A 20,215-nucleotide genomic window follows, 5' to 3' on the forward strand; every position below is an offset into this window, starting at 1 on the left:
ACAGGGTTACTCGGGTGTTGAGCGCTTTTTAGCGCGTGGGTGGGTGTTGTCGTATACTTTGGCTAAATGTTGAAAATCAAGGTGTGTATAAACTTGAGTCGCAGACAAACTAGTGTGTCCCAATAACTCTTGTACAGCACGCAGGTCACCCGACGATTCTAAAATATGTGATGCAAATGAGTGACGTAACTTGTGCGGATGTACTTGTGAGCTGATACCTTGCTTGATCCCCCACTCTTGCATGCGCAACCGTACATGACGTATTGAAATACGTTTCTTTTGGCTGCTGACGAATATGGCTATTTCATCAGGGTGTGCAAATTGTGGGCGAATTTTTAGCCATGCTTTTAACGCACTTAACGCTTTACTCCCCACGGGCAGTAAACGCTCTTTGTTGCCCTTACCCCGTACTAAAATTTCGCCTTCTCGGGGATTGATATCTTGTATGTTGGCACCAACTAACTCGCTAATACGCAAGCCCGATGAGTACATTAACTCCATCATCGCTTTATCACGAATAGCGAGAGGATCGTCATCGGGTAATTCTAGCAATTTTGCCATTTGATCAACGTCTAAATTTTTCGGCAAGGGTTTTGAGAATTTAGGCCCTTTAATAGCTTCAGCAGGGTTATGGTAATGTGCCTGATTGGCAATGTTCTTTGCTTTTAAAAATTTATACAAGCTGCGAATACAGCTGAGCTTTAAACTAATGGTGCGGCCACTTAACTGTTTACTGCGCAGCTGCATACTGTAGCGGCGAATATGCTCACCTTGAACCGTAAACCAGTTCTCACTGAGCTTACTAAAATATAAAGCGGCAAAGCCGAGCTGGCTGGTGTATTGGTTTATGGTGTGTATCGAATATTGTTTTTCGTAACGTAAGTAGTCAGCAAAAAGCTGGATGGGCGTACGCCATGCATCGCTTAATTCATTAAGGTCTGGCGTTGTTACGTCGCTCATGCAAGTTCCAATAACCGTAGCTGTAATGAGCGAACGAACTCAAGCACAAAAAAACTGTCTTTAGCGGGCTCAAAGTGGTTAACATCATCACTGCCAAACGCCAAAATAGCGACAGGGTGGTTGCTATTTCCAATCAAATACAAGGCAGTTGATTGGGTTGATTCTGAAAATAATAAATCGCGTTCTTGCTGATTCACTCGTCCTAAGTAGATGCCGTCATTTTGTAAACGGTGAGCAATTAAATCATCGTATTTTTTTTCATACTTTACTAACTGACATTCATTGATTAGCGGGTTTGTGCAAATAATATTGCGCAGATTATTTGCCAGCGTTTTGAAGTCGTAGTTAGTCCACAGTTGGCGATGGCATTCGCTAAACAAACGATGAATCAATTCATTTTCTTTTGCTTGTGCAACTAACTGCTCAATTTTATTTTTTAATAAGGTGTTGTGTTCACGCAACTGACGCTGCTGAATGTGCACTAATGATGTCGCAGCGGCCGTTTGCTGTTGCAACTCAAGTGTCGCAAGAACATCTGGATTATTTATTAAAAAGTCGGGATGTGCTTTTAAATACTCAGCTACATGTTGTTCTGTTAGTTTACTCATAATGCCACTTGTCCGTCGAATACATGCTCTGCAGGCCCTGTCATTCTTACTGGATGACCTTCACCTTGCCAGCGCACTTGTAAGCTTCCTCCTGGTAAGTCAACTTGTACAGTGCTTGCCAGTTTACTTTGTATTTGACCAATCACCACCGCTGCGCACGCCCCTGTACCACAGGCTAATGTTTCATTTACGCCTCGCTCCCACACTCTTAGTTTTATGTGGTCTTGTGAAATAACCTGCATAAATCCTACATTTGCGCGCTGTGGAAAGCGTTCATGGTTTTCAAGTAGTGGGCCTAAGGTTGCGACTTCTGCGGTTTGAATGTCGTCGACTTCTAACACGCAGTGCGGATTCCCCATCGACACGGCACCGCTAAAAATGGTGTGCTCTTCAGTGCGAATAATGTAAGTTAACTCGCGTTTACTTGCCTTGAGAGGAATTTTGTTTGGCTCAAAGACTGGGTGGCCCATGTTTACGGTTACTTGACCATCTTTTTCAATGTATAAGGTTAAGTTTCCCGACTTGGTTGATACGGTAATTTTATGTTTGTTGGTCAAGCCTTTCATGCGCACAAAACGCGCAAAACAGCGAGCACCATTGCCACATTGTTCCACTTCGTTGCCGTCAGCATTAAAAATACGATAGTGAAAATCTAAATCAGGAGAGTAAGGGGCTTCAACCATAAGTAATTGATCGAAGCCGATACCAAAGTGGCGATCTGCCAGTTTCTTTATTTGATCACGTGACAAGAAAACATTCTGCGTGATGTTATCAATAACAACAAAGTCGTTACCTAGGCCGTGCATTTTTGAGAAATTAACTAACATAGCGCTCTAATTCGGATTTGCTCTGAGCTAATCATGCCACAGAGCAGGGCGGTTATAAAAACGTTTATGGTAAAATTTTCTCACCTTGCCAAAGGCTTTCTAAGGTTTCACGTTGGCGGATTAAGTGGCTTTGCTTGCCATCGACCATGATCTCAGCGACGCGTGGACGTGAGTTGTAATTTGAGCTCATGGTAAAGCCGTATGCACCAGCACTGCGTTGCGCCAGTAGGTCACCAGCATGTAGCGCAAGCTCACGGTCTTTTCCTAAAAAGTCACCCGTTTCACACACTGGGCCAACAATGTCGTAGTTTTGACGTGGCGTGTCATCTTCGCGCGGTTCGACAGGCACAATTTTTTGCCATGCTTGGTAAAGAGATGGGCGCAGCATATCGTTCATACCGGCATCAACAATGGCAAAATATTTGTCTTGATTTTGTTTAATAAACTCAACTTTGGTCACTAAAATACCCGCATTAGCTGCAATGGCTCGACCGGGCTCAAAAATAAGCTCTAAGTCTTGATAATTAGCTAAGCGAGATGTGATTTTATCAACGTATTCACTTGGGTGAGGCGGTGTTTCACCATTATAAGGCACGCCTAATCCTCCACCAATATCTAGGTGGGTAAGTGTGATATTCACGGCTTTTAATTCTTCGATTAAGGTCAGCACTTTTTCCAGAGCCGCTAAGAAAGGCTTAATTTCTGTAAGCTGTGAGCCAATGTGACAGTCAACCCCAGTAATGTTTAAGCCTGGAAGCGATGCTGCATATTGATAAACGCTGACCGCTGTTTGAATATCAATGCCAAATTTATTTTCTTTTAAACCGGTTGAGATATACGGGTGTGTTTTGGCATCGATATCCGGGTTCACGCGAATCGAGATAGGTGCAACACGGTTTAGTGAAGTTGCTACTTCTGATATACGGTCTAGCTCAGCAACCGACTCAACGTTAAAACACTTGATCCCCAATTCAAGCGCGTAGGCAATTTCGTCAGCAGTTTTTGCAACGCCAGAAAATACCACTTTACTGGCATCGCCACCGGCTGCAATAACGCGAGCTAACTCGCCTTTAGAAACAATGTCAAAACCAGAGCCTAAGCGCGCTAAAATATTTAATACAGCAATGTTTGAATTCGCTTTAACGGCGTAACAGACTAAACTTTTGTGTGATTTAGCTGCCTCGGCGAAAGCGAGATAATGGCGCTCAAAGGTTTTACGTGAATAGATATAGCAGGGCGTACCGTATTGGTCGGCAAGCTCTTTGACAGCGATGTCTTCAGCGAACAGCTGATTATTATTGTAGTTAAAAAAGTCCATCTATTGGTCCTGTTTTTGCTCTGGTTGTTCGGATGGATCAGCCTGTGGCTGAGATTCTGCTGGCTTTGCAGTATCATCTGGAAGATAAAGCGCACCGCTTTGTCCACAGCCCACCAGAGTGAGCATAAGTAGGGCACTAAGAGGTAAAATTGTTTTAAATTTTTGGCTATGAGTCTCTTTCATTAGATTAATACGGTTGCTGGCTTTATAATCGCAGAGTAACAGAATATTTAAAAAATGCAGCTATTCGCGGATGAATTTATTCCTGTTACACTTGATGTACACAATCTGCCTCCAGATCTAGGCTTAAAGCCCGTTAAAGGACACTAAAATGACTGATCATGAATACCACACACTAGCCGATGCGTTGATGCTAACAATTGAAGAGCAAATCGATGAATGTGATGCTGATTTAGACTACGAGTCTGCATCAGGTATTTTAGAAATCATCTTCCCAGATCGCAGCAAAATAGTGATCAATAAACAAGCGCCATTGCACCAAGTGTGGGTGGCAACTAAATTCAATGGTCATCACTTTGAATTGCGAGACGATAAGTGGATTGATAATCGTTCTGGTGCTGAGTTCTGGCAATTTATGTGCGATGCGGCTACGCGCCAAGCGGGTCAACCAATCGAGTGGCGTTCTGAGTTATGAGTTTAGGGTTTATAGAATACCCCGCGCAAGGTGAGCATAAGGCAACCGTTATTTGGTTGCATGGCTTGGGTGACTCGGGGGAGGGGTTTGCCCCTGTTGCTCCGCAGTTAGCGATACCGAAAGAGCTCGGTGTGCGGTTTGTGTTTCCTCATGCGCCAGTGCAACCGGTCACCATTAATGGGGGCATGGCGATGCGCTCATGGTACGACATTAAATCGATGGATTTAGATAAGCGTGCCGACGAACAAGGCGTACGAGAGTCTGCTGCTAAAGTGGCTGAGCTCATTGATCAAGAAATAGCGAAAGGCATCCCCGCGAGTAAAATTATTTTAGCAGGGTTTTCGCAAGGGGGAGTCGTGTCACTGCATTTGGCTCCACGTCTTGATTATAAGTTAGCAGGTGTCATGGCGTTATCAACGTATATGTGCGCACCCGATAAGTTGGCTGACGAAGCTAAGCAACAGGCGTTAAATATATTTATGGCGCATGGGCGTATGGATGATGTTGTACCGCATAGCGCGGGCAGGCAAGCATTTGACGTACTGAGCGCAAATAACATGGAAGTTAGCTGGCAAGACTATCCGATGGCACATCAGGTGTGTGGTGAAGAACTGATGGCTATTCGAGCGTGGTTAATTGCTCGCTTAAGTTAATTTTTGGTTGTGAAGAGGCCAACATGACAAACAAACTTGTAATAACAGCAAATATGAATTCGGCGGAGCCTGCAAGCACATCACCCACAGCGGTAACGTACCAATGGCATTGGCGACGTATTTTTATGTTCAGTGGCGTGATTTTAGTGGCCCTGGCGACTGTAATATACAGCTTCGTAGGTGCTGTGAGTGCTGAGCAAAGTGAACAAGATGAGCCGCACACTGAGTTGACTACCGCTGTATTACAAGCTCCTGATAATAATCTTGCAGCAGAGCACGTTAACGAGAACACAGAGGACAGTGCAGAGCAGCCCGATGTGAATACCCCTGACCTTGTGCCTAATAGTGTGGCCAATGAGCCAGAAACTGAGTCTCTCAAGCCCAAAACACACGTGCAATCACTTGACACCGTTACTTCGCAAGACACTCAATTACCGGCTAAAACGACCACAGACAGTGAAGCGAAGCCTGAAAATAACGATGAACAGCAGCTCGCTTTAGCACCTAATAATAAAGTGCAGCAGTTTTCACAATCAGCTCATGTTGCCAGCGTGGCCATTGGCGCTAAAATAGATACAGATAAAGTGAGCCGTGCGGTATTAACCACCGATGTTGTTGATCGAGAACCAGTCAATGTTCTAAAAAACGATGTAAGATTAGCGGACATTACGCATAGTTTGAGCTTCTTTAGTGAGCTTAGAAATATGCAAGGGCAAACGGTTCGTCATCAATGGTATTACCAAGATGAGCAGCTAGCCTCTATTGAATTAGCAGTAAGCAGTCCGCGTTATCGCACTTATTCGACAAAAAATATTATGCCAGAACAGCTTGGTGAGTGGCGTGTTGAAGTCGTTGACGCACAAGGCACTTTACTTGCACAAAAAGAATTTAGAATTTTAGCTGATTAAGTTCAGCCAGATAAATAATTGGATTTTTCATGACACAGACAATCAAACGCGTTCGAATTGCCACTCGTAAAAGTGCGCTAGCGCTATGGCAAGCAGAATTTGTAAAAGCCCAACTAGAACACTTTCATGACGATGTGACAGTTGAACTCGTTCCAATGTCAACGCAAGGCGATATTATTCTTGATACCCCTTTGGCTAAAATTGGCGGTAAAGGCTTATTTGTAAAAGAACTTGAGCAAGCGATGCTTGACGGCCGCGCTGATATTGCTGTTCATTCAATGAAAGATGTACCGGTTGAGTTCCCTGAAGGGTTAGCGTTGCATACGATTTGTGAGCGTGAAGACCCACGAGACGCATTTGTATCAAACAACTTTAAGAGTTTAGATGCGTTACCACAGGGTGCAATCGTCGGTACGTCAAGTTTACGCCGTCAATGTCAAATTCGAGAAGCGCGACCAGACTTAGATATCCGTGATTTACGCGGTAATGTGAATACTCGCCTAGCGAAACTCGATGATGGCCAATACGATGCAATTATCCTTGCCGCTGCAGGTTTAATTCGCCTTGAAATGCCAGAACGAATCACTGCGTTCATCGAGCCAGAAGTCTCTTTACCTGCAAATGGTCAAGGTGCAGTTGGTATCGAATGCCGTATTGATGACGAAGTAACTAAAGCGTTACTGGCTCCGCTTGAGCATACAGAAACGCGTATTCGTGTTAATGCCGAACGCGCTATGAATCGACGCTTAGAAGGCGGTTGTCAGGTGCCGATTGGTGCTTTTGCACTCGTGAATGATGATCACGTTTATTTGCGTGGTTTAGTTGGCGCGGTTGATGGTAGTCAAATGCTGCGCGACGACGTTACAGGCCCAGTAGCTGATGCTGAGAAGTTAGGCATTGAACTCGCTGAAAAGTTATTGGCGCAAGGTGCAGACAAAATTTTAGCTGACGTATACAGAGACGCGTAATATGCATATTTTGATAACTCGTCCAGAAGGAAAAGGCACTGAGCTTGCACTTGAGCTTCAGCAGGCGGGTTATCAAACGACCCTGTGCCCAGTATTGACGCTTGATTATCTTACGCCAAGTAGTCAAGCACTCGCGCCGCTTGAAAATGCCGACAAAATTATTTTTATCTCACAAGATGCCGTTCACGCATTATTAAAGCTTACCCCCACAATTAACAAAACTGCGCAGCTTTATGCGGTTGGCCAACAGACGGCAGATGCGATACATGAGGCATTTGGGCGACGCGCAGCAGTTCCTAAAAAACACGACTCCGAGGGCTTACTTGCACTTAAAACACTGCAAGATGTAGAGCTTAGCAATATTGTTTTAGTGAAAGGAGAAGGTGGGCGTACCACAATAGCAAAAACATTAAAACAACGTGGTGCTGTGTTAAATCAACTTGTTGTTTATAAGCGACGTGCCATAGAAAGCGAATCAGGTAAGTGGATGGACCACTGGCAAACAGCGGGTGTAGAGGGTATAGTCATTACAAGTAATGCGGCTGTTGATGCCATTTTTAATGGCTTAAATGAGTCACAGTTGGCATGGTTGAAGGGGTGTCAGTTTTATGTTGCTAGTGAACGTATCGCTGAATACCTACAACAAAAAAATGTCATTAGAACACATATACATATTGCTGCAGGGGCTAGTGATAGCGCTATGTTCGCCTGCATTAATCAGCAAGGTAGCAAAATGAGTGAATCAGATCTAAAACAGTCAGCCAAACCTGCTGCGGCGGAACCAGCAAAAAAGGCAGCAGCGACTAAGCCTGCATCAAACCAAGTGGTTCAGCATAAAAAAGGGATAAGTAAAACCGGTAGTTTGGCACTGTTGATTTCACTTCTCGTTGCTTCAGCGGTCGGTTATGAGTTTTACCATAAACTGAATAGCGATCAGCAGTCTACTCTGGCATTTAACGAGTTAACAACTGAAAACCAACGTCTACAGCAACAACTCGATGCCATCAAGAATGCTCAGCAAACTCTGCAACAAGCTTTGTATAATAGCGAGCAAAAAGTCGCGGATACGTTGCGTGAAAATGCCGAACAAACTCAGCAACAACTGCAAGCCGCTTTAAAGCGTGCTGAGCAACAAAGCTATACGTTAAACCCACAAGAAGTGACCAGTCTGCAGCGTATGGCTGAGTTTAAGTTGTGGGCTGAGCATGACTTTCGGGGAGCGGCTGCTGTTTTATCACGATTAGACAGCTTATTAGCAGAGCATCCTGGTACGGGGGCTATTCGCCAAGCAATTCATCAGGACTTACAAACTTTGAACGGCATTGACCCAGTGGCTGTTGAAGCGATTTATTTAAAGCTGCATGGCATCAATCAAAAAGTCGATGAGTTGGTATTTAACGCGATTTCATTACCTGAAGAAGTCAGCCAGGACGATCCTAATCAATTAAGTGAAAATGTCAGCGAATGGCGTCAGAATCTTGCAAAGTCGTGGCTGCAATTCAAAGATTTTTTTGTCACGGTTCGTACGCGAGAAGACATGGTTGTGGCGCCGTTTTTAAGTGAGCAAGAGCGTCATTTAGTTAAACAGCGTTTAAGTCTCTATTTAGCACAAGCTCAGGATGCGATTTTAACCAAGCAAAGTAGTGTGTACTTTACAGCGGTTGAAGCGGCACATGCGCTTGTTAAAGACTACTTTAAGCAAGATGATGCCGTGACTAAAGCTGCATTAAAGAGTTTAACTGAGCTTTCTAAAGAGCAACTCGATTTTAATCCTAACGTGTCATTGCAAAGTACGGAGCAGGTGAAGGAGTGGGCACAATGATCCGCTTTTTATTGCTGATAATTGCGATTGCAGTCTGTTTAGGCATTGCTCCTTTTTTTATAGATCAAAAAGGCTATGTACTGATTGCGTTCAATAAAACGACCATCGAGGGCACTATATGGGGGGTTGCAGCCCTTATTGTGCTGGGGTGTGGTATTGCTTACTTAGGGTATAAGTTGGTGCGTTATTTATGGTCGTTATATAGCCATACACGCCATCGTTTTTTTGCCCGCAGTGAAGAGCGCAAACAAGCGGCTATTGAACAAGGCGTATGGAGTTTGATTAATAACGACTACGCAGAGCTTGAATTAGCACTGGATAACAACAGTGTCGCAGAGCCGTGGACCGATATACGTTATGCACTGCTTGCCAAAGCTGCACTGGCGAATAATAACAGTGAAAAAGCGATTAGCTATCTTGATAAAATCAACCAAGCAAATCAATTAAAAGTGGCTAATTTATGGCTTGCTAGCGGTGAATGCAGCACGATCTTTGCGGAATTAAAAACGTTAGCCGAGCGCAAAAAAGCAACAAACCTAGAGCTCAAAATGTATGCTCAGGTATTAGTTCAAGAGCAGAAATGGTCTGCGCTTGATGACTTTATGCCACGATTACTGCGTAAAAAAGTGCTCACAGAAAAAGAATGGCAACAGGTGTTTGACCGTTATTTTGCAGCGCAGGCTGACACCTCGTTAACCGAGCGTTTTGAGCAACTGACAAAGAACTTAAAACCAATGGCAGAAGTAAGTTACTTAAAAGCCATGGCGCGCGCAGGAAAACTAAATAAAATAGAGCTAAGCTTAATTAAAATGATTAAAAAGCCTCTGCAACATAAAGACTTAGCTCGTATTCTTCGCACTAGTGCAGCAGGTGATGCGCTAAAACTGCAGGCCAGTTTGCAAGATGTATTGAAGAAAGACACCGAAAATACCGACCTTCTTCTTGCGCTTGCGTGTTTAGCCAATGCGCATGGCGAATACGATTTAGCTGCACGTGTGTTTGATAAAGCACTGAACGCAACGAATCGTGACGACTACTTACAGCAAGCCGTATTGAGTTACAGTAAGAGTGGGCAACCAGACAAAGCATTGGTTCTGTATCAATAATTTTATGACTGCCAGTTAAGGAGTGATGGCTTGAAAAATGCGTTTACGTTAACAATAAGTATCGCTCTGGCCTACTTTTTTACGGGGTATTTAAGCAATTCTTTACTGGCAATCGACGGCTATGCTGTTGCAGCTTGGCCTCCATCGGGTATTGCTCTTGCCAGTATTTTACTCAGCCGAAACCGAGCACTCCCTGGGGTTTTGCTGGGTGCATTTCTGGTTAACTTAATTCATTTAGATAACGTATCCGACATTTTGCATTGGCAGATAATGCTGCAAGCAATCGGTGTAACCCTTGCCTCAACTTTTCAAGCTTGGCTTGCGTATTACATTATTATCCATTTAGTAAAAAATCCACTCGAACTTTCTTCGCTAAGACAAAGCGTACAAGGGCTGATTATTGGCGGTCCATTGTGTAGCTTAATAGCTGCCTCTGCAGGCACCGCATTATTGGTTATCAATGATGTGATCCCCCATTATATGGCGTTAAACAATTTTGTTGCTTGGTGGATTGGTGACAGCATTGGTGTACTGATTTTTACTCCATTGGTACTGGCTGCGTTTAGTTACAATCACATTCAACAACGTGTTCAAATTATTGTGCCGTCTCTGGTGATTTACATGATTATTTGTGTCAGCTTTTATGGCGCATCAAGTGTAAAAAAAGCTAAGGACGAGCAACGTCAACAGACTAAAGTAAGTGCCATTAAGACTAATTTAGAACACCGTGTTGGTGAAATACAGTCTCATCTAGCGTTACTGGCGACATTTTTTGCTAGCAGCGATGACGTTGATTTTAGAGAGTTTAAGCGCTTTACCTCTCGACAATTGCAAGATAGCACCGAAATAGCTGCATTTGAGTGGGCACCCAAAGTCATTCACTCACAGTTGAGTAATTACGAAAACTTACTGCGCGATGAGTTAGGTGACGACTATTACGTAAAAGAAAAAAATACTGAAGGTGAATGGCAAGCTGTCAGCAAACGCGATATTTATTTTCCAGTGCAGTACATTCATCCCTTGATTGGAAATGAAGCAGTGAAAGGCTTTGACTTGGCCTCAAGTGCGGTCCGTTTTGAGGCGCTGACCAATTCGCGCTTGAGTAAAAGTGTCACCGTCAGTGAACCTATTTCGCTTATGCAAGGGGGCGGGAATGAACGGGGAGTGCTGTTTTTCAACCCTGTGTATGCGGATTTACATCACCAAGTTGGTTTTAAAGGTTATGTTGTGGCTGTCGTTAACTTAGAGGTTTTGGCACAAACGCTTAACTACAACCAAAACACCGATATTGATGCCAGTTTTTATGATATGACGGATGGAGATAATCCCACCGAAATATTCAGTCCGCAGCGGGTTGGTACAAAGGTAATAGCGCATTTTAATTTCATTGTTGGTGAGCGTGTTTGGCAAGTAAAGCTGTGGGAGCCGGTTAAGCAATCCTCATGGCTTGTGTATTGGTTTGCGCAAATAGTGGGCATGCTATTCGTATGGTTGCTGATTACGTTTTTAATCTCGGTGACGGGCACGAATATTCAAATTCGTCAGCAAGTGGCAAAACAGACACAAAGCTTACGAGAAGAAAAATTAAAAGCCGATAAAGCCAGTCAAATTAAAAGTGAGTTCTTGGCTAATATGAGCCATGAAATCCGCACCCCAATCAATGGTATCAAAGGGTTACATTATTTGGCGTTACAAGAGCAAGATTGGCAGCAAGCCCGTGCTTATATCGAACAAGCAGATGGTGCGCTAAACGTGTTACTGCGCGTTCTTAATGATGTGCTAGATTTTTCGAAAATCGAAGCTGGGCGATTAGAGCTGCACCAAGAACCTGTCGATATTAATAGCTTAATTAATGAGATCAGTAATTTAATGCAGTTTGAACTGAACTCACGCTCACTTAATTTTGTGGTTGATTACGACCGAAGTGAATCATTAGTGATTCAAACAGATGCTATTCGGCTGAAACAAATTCTGCTTAATTTACTTAATAATGCCGTTAAGTTCACCCCTGAAGGCGAGATCACGTTACGAATTTGGCAAGAAAATAAGATGACTTATTTTAGCGTCATTGATACGGGCATTGGAATTAAAAAAGAGGTGCAGGAGCAGCTATTTCAACCATTCTCTCAAGCCGATAGTTCGACATCTCGCCGCTTTGGCGGTACGGGACTCGGTTTAAGCATTTGTAAAAAGCTTATTGATTTAATGGGCGGAGACATAAGCCTAACGAGTGTTGAAGGGCAAGGCTCTACCTTTACATTCACAGTGCCGTTTGAGTCGCCTTTAGAGGCTGTCATCCACACGGATGACGTGCTATCAGAAATTGACATTTCGGCGATTTCATTTGCGAATGTGGCTATTTTATTAGTGGAAGATAACCCGCTTAACCAGCATGTGGCATGCGCTATTTTAAAAACAAAAGGGTGCCTTCCCGATGTTGCCAAAGACGGTCACGAAGCAATTAAGATGATTAGTGAAAAGAGTTATGATTTAGTACTCATGGATATTCAGATGCCGAATATGGATGGCTTGCAAGCAACGCAAGTTATTCGTAATGAATTATTAATAAATGACCTACCAATTATCGGCTTATCAGCGAATGCGCATGATGATGATTTGAAAAAAGGGTTGGCCAGTGGCATGGATGGATATTTAACGAAACCCATTGATGCCGATAAACTCTTTAAAACCTTGTGGTATCACTTACAAAATAAATCAGTGAATTAATGCAGACAATTGACCTCAATAAAGTAAATAAAATCATCTAAACTTGAAATATCAACGCGGGTACGTATGATCCGCGAAAACTGACTGAACTGAGTGCCAATTATGATCAACAACACACTTCCTTTGCTTGATATTCATCGCCACCTTGATGGTAATGTTCGACCACAGACAATTTTAGACTTGGGTCGACAGTTTAATCTTGCGCTACCGGCAGACCATATTGACGCACTTATTCCGCACGTACAGGTGATTGACCCTGAACCTAATTTAGTGGCGTTTTTACAAAAGCTTGATTGGGGTGTAAAAGTGCTGGGAGATTATGATGCGTGTCGTCGTATCGCAGTCGAAAATGTTGAAGATGCATTAGCACAAAAACTTGATTATGTTGAGCTGCGTTTTAGCCCTTATTACATGGCGCAAAGCCAAGGCTTACATCCACAAGGTGTTGTGGAAGCGGTTGTTGATGGTGTAAAAAGTGCTTGCCAAGGTGCCCCGATTAAAGTGAGTTTGATTGGTATTATGTCACGTACGTACGGGACTGAAATTTGCCAACAAGAACTTGATGCACTGCTTGCATTTAAAAACGATCTTGTTGCGGTTGATTTAGCTGGAGATGAAATGGGGTTTCCCGGAGAGTTGTTTGTTAACCATTTTAAGCAAGTACACGATGCTTATTTGGCCGCGACGATTCATGCTGGTGAAGCGCGAGGCAGTGACAGTATTTGGCAGGCAATAAATCAGCTGGGTGCGACGCGTATTGGGCATGGCGTAAAAGCCATTGAAGATCCAAAACTTATGGACTATTTACGCGATAACCGCATCGGAATTGAATCTTGTTTAACCAGTAATATTCAAACCAGCACAGTGGCCGAACTGGCAAGTCATCCTTTAAAAACATTTTTAGATCACGGTATTTTGGCGTCAATTAATACGGATGATCCCGCCGTGGAAGGCATTGAAATTGAACATGAGTATCGTGTCGCTGCGCCCGCTGCGGGCTTAACCCAAACAGACATAGAAAAAGCACAAGCGAATGCGCTTGAAATTGCTTATTTGAGTAATGCCGATAAAGCCGCTTTAAGAGAGTTAGCTGCGAACCGCTAATGAGCAGCAGCTAGCTACAAAACTTACACTTGATGCTCTTGGCACGAGACATAGTTCTCATAAAGTGCTTTGAGCACATCGCCACGGCTGATCATGCCAACCACTTTGTTACCTTCAACAACTGGGTAGTTTTTGGGTTTGCCAGTCTTCATGCCGTCGGCAAGCTCAATGATATTTTGATCAATACTCACGGTGACGACATCTGTTCGCATTAGCTGTTTCACCTTTACCACACCATCGCAGAAATAACTGTTTTGCATCAGTGGTTGTAGTAATTCTTGCTCAGAAATAAAGCCAACCAAAGCTTTATTATCATCAAACACCGGCGCGCCTAATAGTTTAAACTTTTGCAGCTCGCTAATGGCGGTGGTCATTTCGGTTTCGGGTGTAATATGTGGCAACTTACGTTGCATAAAATCTTGTACTTTTGTATTTAGCATTTGGGTCTCTCCCCATCATTATTCTATATAAAGTATGGTCAAGGAAATGCAGTTTGTGAAATCGTTATATGGATTTAAGTGTGAGTTAAAACAAATAAAAAAGGCACCCAGTAAACTGGGTGCCTTCATAGCAAGAAAGGATCACTTACTTTATAAATGCAAATGCATCTGCGTACATGTTTTCACGAACTGCACCATGTGCAATAAAGTCATCGCGCACAATGCCAATCATGTCAAAACGGCCAGCCATATATATATCGTATGGCTCAAGAGACACTATATCAGCCATGACCGCTTTGTGAACAAAGCCTGTTTTGCCAGACCAACTTGCAGGGGCATTTTCAACAACGGGAATGTATTGAAAGTGAGGGTTACTCTCAGCCCAAGCTTGCATTTCGTCATGGGCATAAAGAGCCGATTTTTCACGCACACCCCAGTAAAACAACACGGGGCGATCACAGCCTATTTCAGCTAGGTGATCAGCCATCGATTTTGCATACGAAAAGCCCGTACCGCCCGCTAATAAAATGATAGGGCGTTCGCCTTCAGTGCGAAGTTGTGACACACCTAAACCAACTTCAACGTTAACCTGTTGTTGTTCTGTATGAGCGTGACGTAAGTGTTCAAGTGCCTGCATTGCATATGAATCCGCACCTGATGCGCCTATGTGTAATTCAATTTGCTCAGTTTGCGATGGGCGACTAGCAATTGAAAAGGCACGCTTATCTTTTTCGCCTAATACAAGTTGCATATATTGGCCTGCCTCGAATGACACAGGTTGCTGTGGTTTCAAAATGACCTTATGTACGTGGTCTGTAAGCGGGCTGATCGCAACAACGTCAGCGAGTAATGTTTGCATAGTTTACCTTTATAAAGCAGAGACGCATAACCGATTGCGAGTGCGCTCACAACCGTTAATTTTTGAGCAGTTTATCACAGACACAGCTTAGAGAATATCTAAGCTGTCCCATATTTCATCAACACGATCTTTAATTTTTGGGTCCATTACAATGGGCTCACCCCATTCCCGATCGGTTTCTCCAGGCCATTTATTTGTCGCATCCATTCCCATTTTTGAACCTAGGCCAGAGACGGGTGATGCAAAGTCTAAATAGTCAATCGGTGTATTTTCAATCAGTGTGGTATCACGGGCAGGATCCATGCGTGTGGTTATCGCCCAGATCACATCATTCCAATCACGTGCATTTACATCGTCATCACAGACAATGACAAACTTTGTATACATGAACTGGCGAAGAAATGACCACACACCCATCATTACGCGTTTTGCGTGGCCTGGGTATTGTTTTTTCATGGTCACGACAGCCATACGATATGAACAGCCTTCAGGGGGCAAATAGAAGTCGACAATTTCTGGAAATTGCTTTTGTAAAATAGGCACAAAGACTTCGTTTAATGCCACGCCTAATACAGCGGGTTCATCAGGTGGACGACCTGTATAAGTACTATGGTAGATTGGATTTTCACGATGCGTGATGTGCGTCACTGTCATAACAGGAAACTCATCTACCTCATTGTAATAGCCTGTATGGTCACCGTAGGGGCCCTCTGGGGCTGTTTCACCCGGCATAATATAGCCCTCTAAGATAAACTCAGCTGTTGCAGGCACTTGCAAGTCATTGGAAATAGATTTAACCACTTCGGTTTTACTACCGCGTAACAGGCCTGCGAATGCGTATTCACTGAGTGTATCTGGTACAGGTGTTACCGCGCCAAGAATAGTGGCAGGGTCTGCGCCAAGGGCTACCGACACTGGGTATGGCTCGTTCGGGTGTTCTTTGCACCACTCACGGAAATCAAGCGCGCCACCACGGTGAGATAACCAGCGCATAATGATTTTATTCTTACCTAATAATTGCTGACGGTAGATACCTAGGTTTTGGCGCTTTTTATAAGGTCCTTTGGTGACCGTCAGACCCCATGTGATAAGTGGTGCTGCATCACCCGGCCAACAGTGTTGAATAGGCAGTTTTGTTAAATCAACGTCATCGCCTTCAAGAATCACTTGTTGGCACGCTGCTTTTTTAACTTCCTTAGCTGGCATATTTAACACTTGTTTAAATACGGGGATTTGACCTAGCGCCTCTTTAATTCCTTTTGGTGGCTCAGGCTCTTTTAAAAAGGCCAGTAACTTACCGACTTCGCGTAGTTCACTCACATCATTTTGCCCCATACCCATCGCAACACGCTTGGGTGTTCCGAATAAGTTGGCAAGTACAGGAATTGAGTGGCCTTTTGGATTTTCGAATAATAGGGCAGGGCCTTCAGCACGTAAGGTGCGATCGGCAATTTCGGTCATTTCTAGGTAGGGATCAATCTCTTGTTTGATCCGCTTTAGTTCACCCTTTTGTTCTAATAACTCGATAAATTCGCGAAGATCTTTGTATTTCATTTTGGTCGCTTAAACGCTGAAAAAACTGTCGCTATTATACTCAAAATCAATCTTTAAGCTAATTTAGCAGGGAGAATTCGCTGTTTTATTGGGCGAGAGCACAGTGGTATTTTTTACCTCTCAAAATGAGCATAGCCTCAGGACCTTTAGACCAAAAAAGTACGGTGTCATTACTGTACTTTACACCCGAGGCGCTGACTTGTCGGCTTAGTAAAAAAGACTCTTGTTGAAATGAAAGTGTTGCTTGCTCTTCATTGATGTCGGTAATACTCGCGATTTCTTCATCACACTTATAATTGTTTGGCGCACTTTGCTCGGCACAAGCACACAAGGTGACTAAAGCGAGCCCTAAAGTAAGTGGCTTAATCATGGAAACACCCCTGTTTTAATGAATCTACCCAAACCATTGGAAATGTGTTTCTTCAGATGGTGTGGATTTATAAGCCTAACAAAGAAAAATTAACCGTTGGTGAAAATACCAGGATAAGTTATGTTGTTATTGAAATTAATGGGCAAGGAGCTGCTATGGCTGGGACTAACTTATTAACCTTACTTGATGATATTACAACGCTTTTAGATGATATTGCGACGATGAGTAAAGTCGCAACTAAAAAAACAGCAGGGGTATTGGGTGACGACCTAGCACTCAATGCGCAACAAGTAACTGGGGTCACGGCTGATCGAGAATTACCCGTAGTCTGGGCTGTTGCAAAGGGATCGTTTATCAATAAAGCGATACTGGTGCCTGCCGCATTATTGATTAGTGTGTGGTTACCTTGGCTTATCACGCCACTTTTAATGATAGGTGGCTTATTTTTGTGTTTTGAAGGTGCTGAAAAAATTATTGAAAAGCTGTTTGATCACACAAAAGCTGAAGATGAATCTGCCATCGAACATCAAGACTTGCAAGAATACGAAAAACAGAAAGTGAAAGGGGCTATTCGCACGGACTTTATCCTCTCAGCCGAAATTATTGTTATAACCTTGGGCACTGTTGCCGGTGCAACACTGGTTAATCAAGCATTGGTGTTAACGGTTATTGCAATCATTATGACTATCGGCGTTTATGGTCTTGTTGCAGGCATTGTAAAACTTGATGATGCCGGTTTGTATTTGCTGCAAAAAGCCCAGCAAACAGGCGGGAAATTTAAACAGCTATTAGGCACTTTTTTAGTCGCGGCAGCCCCTCAGTTGATGCGTTTTTTAGCGTTCGCAGGCACAGTTGCAATGTTTTTGGTTGGCGGTGGCATACTCGTTCACGGCATACCTGTGTTACATCACGCTCAGCAAGGCGCGAGTGAGTTTGCACTTACTTATCTTGGTAAAACAGGGGAAGTTGTAACACCGATTTTATTTGATGGTTTGCTTGGCGTCGCTGCGGGGAGTGTGGTGGTGCTAGTGGTTGAGTTGTGGCACAAAGTTCGTCAGTAAAATGAAGTATATTAGACCATTATTGTTAATTTTTTGTAGCTTGAATAGGGGCTTTGTTTTATTCTTACTAAGTTATAAAAATAAAAATAAATAGTTAAATGGAGTTAATCATGTCTCGATACCTCGCTATTATACTGGGGATGGCATTATCTTTAATGTCGTTTATCAGCTTAGCTAAACCTGTAAAACTTTCAGTAGAAGACTTCAGCAAAGGCAGTGAGTTTAGCCGCGTTACTATCTCACCAGATGGCAGCTATATTGCTGCAATTAAAAAGCATGAAGGTAAGAATTCACTTATATTTGTCGATGTAACAAAGTTTGCTGTGACCCATGCAGTGACTTTTCCTGATAACGCACAAGTCGGTGAATACCATTGGGTTAATAACGAACGCGTTATTCTAGAAAAAGAATATTTAAAAGGCTGGCAAGATACCCCTATTTATTACGGTGAATTATTTGCCGTAAATGTTGATGGTAGCCGTGGTAAATATGTTATTGGTTATCATGGCGAGCAGCAAACAGGCTCCCGCTTAAAAAAACAAACTCCGGTGCAAGGTACTTCATATCTCTTAGATCCATTACTGAATGATGATAAAAAAGTCTTGGTTGTGACTTATCCTTGGACAGCGAGTAATGAACCAACCACCGTTGTTTATGAAGTGGATGTTTATCGTGGGTTACGTACTTTGATAACCCGTTCTCCAGCACCTATGGGGCGCTTTTTAACAGATCATGATGGTAATGTACGTGTTGCAGTATCTAGTGATGATTACCTAAATGCTACCCTACATATTAGAGAAGCTGATGGTGGCTTTTGGAAAGAGTTTGACTTAAAAGGTGTTAACTACACAGATATTACACTTAAGGCGTTTGATAAGTCAGGGGAATCTGTCTATGCCACAGCATCAAAAGGTGGAGAAGCAGAAAGCCTAATTAAAATTAACCTTAAAACTAAAGAAGTAACGAAAATCTTTCAAGATAAATATGTTTCTCCTTCACATATTTGGGTTGATGAAGTTAGCAAGGAGTTATTTGCGATAGGGGTTGAAGCTGACTACCCGAGCTATGCGTTTGTTGATAATAACGCGGCAAAATCACAACGCCTTAAAGACATGTTGGCAGCGTTACCTGGGAGCCAAGTACAACTGATTAGTAGTACTAAAGATGGTATAAAAAATATTATTTTTGCTTCCAGTGATATAAACCCAGGCCAATATTACCTATACGATGCGAGCAGTAATAAGTTACAAGTATTATTCTCTGCTCGTAGTTGGATCAATCAAGATGATATGGCGCAAACTACACCACTACGTTTTAAAAGTCGTGATGGTTTGACCATACTAGCTTATCTGACGGTGCCAAATGGCATGGCTGAAAAGAACTTACCGCTGGTAGTATTGCCGCATGGTGGTCCAATAGCACGCGATTATTGGGGTTATGATCCTGAAGTACAAATGTTAGCGAATAAGGGTATTGCTGTACTTAAGGTTAACTTTCGTGGGTCTGAAGGATTTGGGATGAATTTCCAGGAAGCTGGCTATCGTCAGTGGGGGCAAAATGTTCAGTACGATATTATTGATGGTATAAATTTGCTTATTGCTGATGGTACTGTTGCTAAAGATAACATCTGTATTATGGGAACTAGTTTTGGTGGCTACTCAGCATTACAAAGCGCCGTTTTAGAGCCCGATATGTTCAAATGTGTGATTGGCTTAATGGGGGTTTATGATTTACCACTAATGTATGAAGAAGGTGATACACAAGAGCGCAGAAGTGGGATTAATTACTTAAAAACTGTGATTGGTACAGATGAAGTACAGCTAAGAGCGTTTTCACCTGTTTACAATATAGATAAGCTAAAAGCGCCGGTACTTATTGTTCATGGTGGTGAGGATGAACGTGCACCTATTGAACAAGCAGAATCTTTAGAGGCCGCACTAAAAAAAGCAAAGCACCCTTATGAAATCACCATTATTGATGATGAAGGTCATGGTTTTTATAAAGAGGAGCACCGTACTCTTTACTACAAAAAGGTATTGGCGTTCTTAGATAAACATTTAAAACTATAAATAAAAAGTGCCGGCGAGAAACCTCGCCGGCAAGAAGTTAGCACGGGAACGTAAGCGTGCTAATGTGCAGGGTGTTCCTTTAAGCTATATAAACCCAAAGGTGTTTGTCTTCTGGCACTCATAGAACCCCTAAAACAAAGCAGGAGAGTTATTTTGCTCTTTCTATCTACACTTCATTATGCATTAGTTAAAGTATGTTATAACAT

The 20,215-nt window shown here is 43.0% G+C and carries 19 protein-coding genes; 10 read left to right on the forward strand and 9 right to left on the reverse strand.

Going from position 1 to position 20,215, the window contains the following annotated elements; translation table 11 throughout:
* Positions 1–6 precede the first annotated feature (6 nt).
* The 5 genes from H3302_RS00540 to lptM form a co-directional block, all read right to left on the reverse strand.
* Positions 7–960, reverse strand: coding sequence for a tyrosine recombinase XerC (locus H3302_RS00540; protein WP_036974413.1), 954 nt, complete (start codon positions 958–960; stop codon positions 7–9).
* Positions 957–1,568 carry a DUF484 family protein gene (locus H3302_RS00545; RefSeq protein WP_036974415.1) on the reverse strand — a complete coding sequence of 204 codons (612 nt, stop codon included), beginning with the start codon at positions 1,566–1,568 and terminating at the stop codon, positions 957–959. Before H3302_RS00545 ends, H3302_RS00540 begins: the two co-directional genes overlap by 4 nt.
* Positions 1,565–2,395, reverse strand: coding sequence for a diaminopimelate epimerase (gene dapF, locus H3302_RS00550; RefSeq protein WP_036974416.1), 831 nt, complete (start codon positions 2,393–2,395; stop codon positions 1,565–1,567). The genes H3302_RS00545 and dapF overlap by 4 nt, the downstream gene beginning before the upstream one ends.
* A gap of 64 nt (positions 2,396–2,459) precedes the next feature.
* A complete protein-coding gene (gene lysA, locus H3302_RS00555) occupies positions 2,460–3,713 on the reverse strand; it encodes a diaminopimelate decarboxylase (RefSeq protein ID WP_182395946.1) in 1,254 nt (417 codons plus the stop codon).
* On the reverse strand, positions 3,714–3,896 hold the full coding sequence (gene lptM, locus H3302_RS00560) for an LPS translocon maturation chaperone LptM (RefSeq protein ID WP_036974419.1): 183 nt from the start codon (positions 3,894–3,896) through the stop codon (positions 3,714–3,716).
* Positions 3,897–4,044: 148 nt separating this feature from the next.
* Between lptM and cyaY the strand changes: the two genes are divergently transcribed.
* The 8 genes from cyaY (at position 4,045) to add (ending at position 13,656) form a co-directional block, all read left to right on the forward strand.
* Positions 4,045–4,368, forward strand: a complete 324-nt coding sequence (gene cyaY / locus H3302_RS00565; RefSeq protein WP_036974421.1) for an iron donor protein CyaY — start codon at positions 4,045–4,047, stop codon at positions 4,366–4,368.
* Positions 4,365–5,021, forward strand: a complete 657-nt coding sequence (locus tag H3302_RS00570) for an alpha/beta hydrolase (protein ID WP_182395949.1) — start codon at positions 4,365–4,367, stop codon at positions 5,019–5,021. The genes cyaY and H3302_RS00570 overlap by 4 nt, the downstream gene beginning before the upstream one ends.
* Before the next feature lie 23 nt (positions 5,022–5,044).
* Positions 5,045–5,929, forward strand: coding sequence for a DUF2914 domain-containing protein (locus H3302_RS00575; RefSeq protein WP_036974464.1), 885 nt, complete (start codon positions 5,045–5,047; stop codon positions 5,927–5,929).
* A gap of 29 nt (positions 5,930–5,958) precedes the next feature.
* Positions 5,959–6,897, forward strand: coding sequence for a hydroxymethylbilane synthase (gene hemC / locus H3302_RS00580; RefSeq protein WP_036974425.1), 939 nt, complete (start codon positions 5,959–5,961; stop codon positions 6,895–6,897).
* Between the two features lies 1 nt (position 6,898).
* Positions 6,899–8,719, forward strand: coding sequence for a uroporphyrinogen-III synthase (locus H3302_RS00585; RefSeq protein WP_182395951.1), 1,821 nt, complete (start codon positions 6,899–6,901; stop codon positions 8,717–8,719).
* Positions 8,716–9,825 (forward strand): heme biosynthesis HemY N-terminal domain-containing protein, encoded by a 1,110-nt coding sequence (locus H3302_RS00590; protein WP_065978890.1) that lies wholly within the window; start codon positions 8,716–8,718, stop codon positions 9,823–9,825. The genes H3302_RS00585 and H3302_RS00590 overlap by 4 nt, the downstream gene beginning before the upstream one ends.
* A gap of 30 nt (positions 9,826–9,855) precedes the next feature.
* Positions 9,856–12,552, forward strand: coding sequence for a CHASE domain-containing protein (locus tag H3302_RS00595; RefSeq protein ID WP_036974432.1), 2,697 nt, complete (start codon positions 9,856–9,858; stop codon positions 12,550–12,552).
* Between the two features lie 102 nt (positions 12,553–12,654).
* The gene (add, locus tag H3302_RS00600; protein ID WP_182395953.1) at positions 12,655–13,656 is read left to right on the forward strand and encodes an adenosine deaminase; all 1,002 of its coding nucleotides are present in this window, start codon (positions 12,655–12,657) and stop codon (positions 13,654–13,656) included.
* A gap of 23 nt (positions 13,657–13,679) precedes the next feature.
* Here add and H3302_RS00605 read toward each other — a convergent pair whose 3' ends face one another.
* The 4 genes from H3302_RS00605 to H3302_RS00620 all read right to left on the reverse strand — a co-directional run bounded on the left by H3302_RS00605 (position 13,680) and on the right by H3302_RS00620 (position 16,879).
* Positions 13,680–14,096, reverse strand: a complete 417-nt coding sequence (locus H3302_RS00605) for a CBS domain-containing protein (protein ID WP_036974436.1) — start codon at positions 14,094–14,096, stop codon at positions 13,680–13,682.
* A 145-nt stretch (positions 14,097–14,241) separates the two neighbouring features.
* On the reverse strand, positions 14,242–14,955 hold the full coding sequence (gene fre / locus H3302_RS00610; protein ID WP_065978892.1) for an NAD(P)H-flavin reductase: 714 nt from the start codon (positions 14,953–14,955) through the stop codon (positions 14,242–14,244).
* A gap of 87 nt (positions 14,956–15,042) precedes the next feature.
* Positions 15,043–16,509, reverse strand: a complete 1,467-nt coding sequence (gene ubiD, locus H3302_RS00615) for a 4-hydroxy-3-polyprenylbenzoate decarboxylase (protein WP_036974440.1) — start codon at positions 16,507–16,509, stop codon at positions 15,043–15,045.
* A gap of 85 nt (positions 16,510–16,594) precedes the next feature.
* Positions 16,595–16,879 carry an MliC family protein gene (locus H3302_RS00620; protein ID WP_227006855.1) on the reverse strand — a complete coding sequence of 95 codons (285 nt, stop codon included), beginning with the start codon at positions 16,877–16,879 and terminating at the stop codon, positions 16,595–16,597.
* A 155-nt stretch (positions 16,880–17,034) separates the two neighbouring features.
* On the opposite strand from H3302_RS00620, the gene H3302_RS00625 reads away from it, so the two are divergent.
* Both H3302_RS00625 and H3302_RS00630 read left to right on the forward strand, forming a co-directional pair.
* Positions 17,035–17,940: a DUF808 domain-containing protein gene (locus H3302_RS00625; RefSeq protein ID WP_182395955.1), complete on the forward strand. Its 906-nt coding sequence runs from the start codon at positions 17,035–17,037 to the stop codon at positions 17,938–17,940.
* Positions 17,941–18,050: 110 nt separating this feature from the next.
* Positions 18,051–20,009: a S9 family peptidase gene (locus H3302_RS00630; protein WP_182395957.1), complete on the forward strand. Its 1,959-nt coding sequence runs from the start codon at positions 18,051–18,053 to the stop codon at positions 20,007–20,009.
* The last annotated feature ends 206 nt before the right edge of the window (positions 20,010–20,215 follow it).

The sequence above is a fragment of the Pseudoalteromonas sp. MT33b genome (genome assembly GCF_014117385.1).
In the GTDB taxonomy this organism is placed as follows: Bacteria; Pseudomonadota; Gammaproteobacteria; order Enterobacterales; family Alteromonadaceae; genus Pseudoalteromonas; species Pseudoalteromonas lipolytica.

Bases quoted from the DNA above. Each gene is read 5' to 3' on its own strand.
- H3302_RS00540 (WP_036974413.1), bottom strand. From the start codon at position 960: ATGAGCGACGTAACAACGCCAGACCTTAATGAATTAAGCGATGCATGG.
- H3302_RS00545 (WP_036974415.1), bottom strand. From the start codon at position 1,568: ATGAGTAAACTAACAGAACAACATGTAGCTGAGTATTTAAAAGCACAT.
- dapF (WP_036974416.1), bottom strand. From the start codon at position 2,395: ATGTTAGTTAATTTCTCAAAAATGCACGGCCTAGGTAACGACTTTGTT.
- lysA (WP_182395946.1), bottom strand. From the start codon at position 3,713: ATGGACTTTTTTAACTACAATAATAATCAGCTGTTCGCTGAAGACATC.
- lptM (WP_036974419.1), bottom strand. From the start codon at position 3,896: ATGAAAGAGACTCATAGCCAAAAATTTAAAACAATTTTACCTCTTAGT.
- cyaY (WP_036974421.1), top strand. From the start codon at position 4,045: ATGACTGATCATGAATACCACACACTAGCCGATGCGTTGATGCTAACA.
- H3302_RS00570 (WP_182395949.1), top strand. From the start codon at position 4,365: ATGAGTTTAGGGTTTATAGAATACCCCGCGCAAGGTGAGCATAAGGCA.
- H3302_RS00575 (WP_036974464.1), top strand. From the start codon at position 5,045: ATGACAAACAAACTTGTAATAACAGCAAATATGAATTCGGCGGAGCCT.
- hemC (WP_036974425.1), top strand. From the start codon at position 5,959: ATGACACAGACAATCAAACGCGTTCGAATTGCCACTCGTAAAAGTGCG.
- H3302_RS00585 (WP_182395951.1), top strand. From the start codon at position 6,899: ATGCATATTTTGATAACTCGTCCAGAAGGAAAAGGCACTGAGCTTGCA.
- H3302_RS00590 (WP_065978890.1), top strand. From the start codon at position 8,716: ATGATCCGCTTTTTATTGCTGATAATTGCGATTGCAGTCTGTTTAGGC.
- add (WP_182395953.1), top strand. From the start codon at position 12,655: ATGATCAACAACACACTTCCTTTGCTTGATATTCATCGCCACCTTGAT.
- H3302_RS00605 (WP_036974436.1), bottom strand. From the start codon at position 14,096: ATGCTAAATACAAAAGTACAAGATTTTATGCAACGTAAGTTGCCACAT.
- fre (WP_065978892.1), bottom strand. From the start codon at position 14,955: ATGCAAACATTACTCGCTGACGTTGTTGCGATCAGCCCGCTTACAGAC.
- ubiD (WP_036974440.1), bottom strand. From the start codon at position 16,509: ATGAAATACAAAGATCTTCGCGAATTTATCGAGTTATTAGAACAAAAG.
- H3302_RS00620 (WP_227006855.1), bottom strand. From the start codon at position 16,879: ATGATTAAGCCACTTACTTTAGGGCTCGCTTTAGTCACCTTGTGTGCT.
- H3302_RS00625 (WP_182395955.1), top strand. From the start codon at position 17,035: ATGGCTGGGACTAACTTATTAACCTTACTTGATGATATTACAACGCTT.
- H3302_RS00630 (WP_182395957.1), top strand. From the start codon at position 18,051: ATGTCTCGATACCTCGCTATTATACTGGGGATGGCATTATCTTTAATG.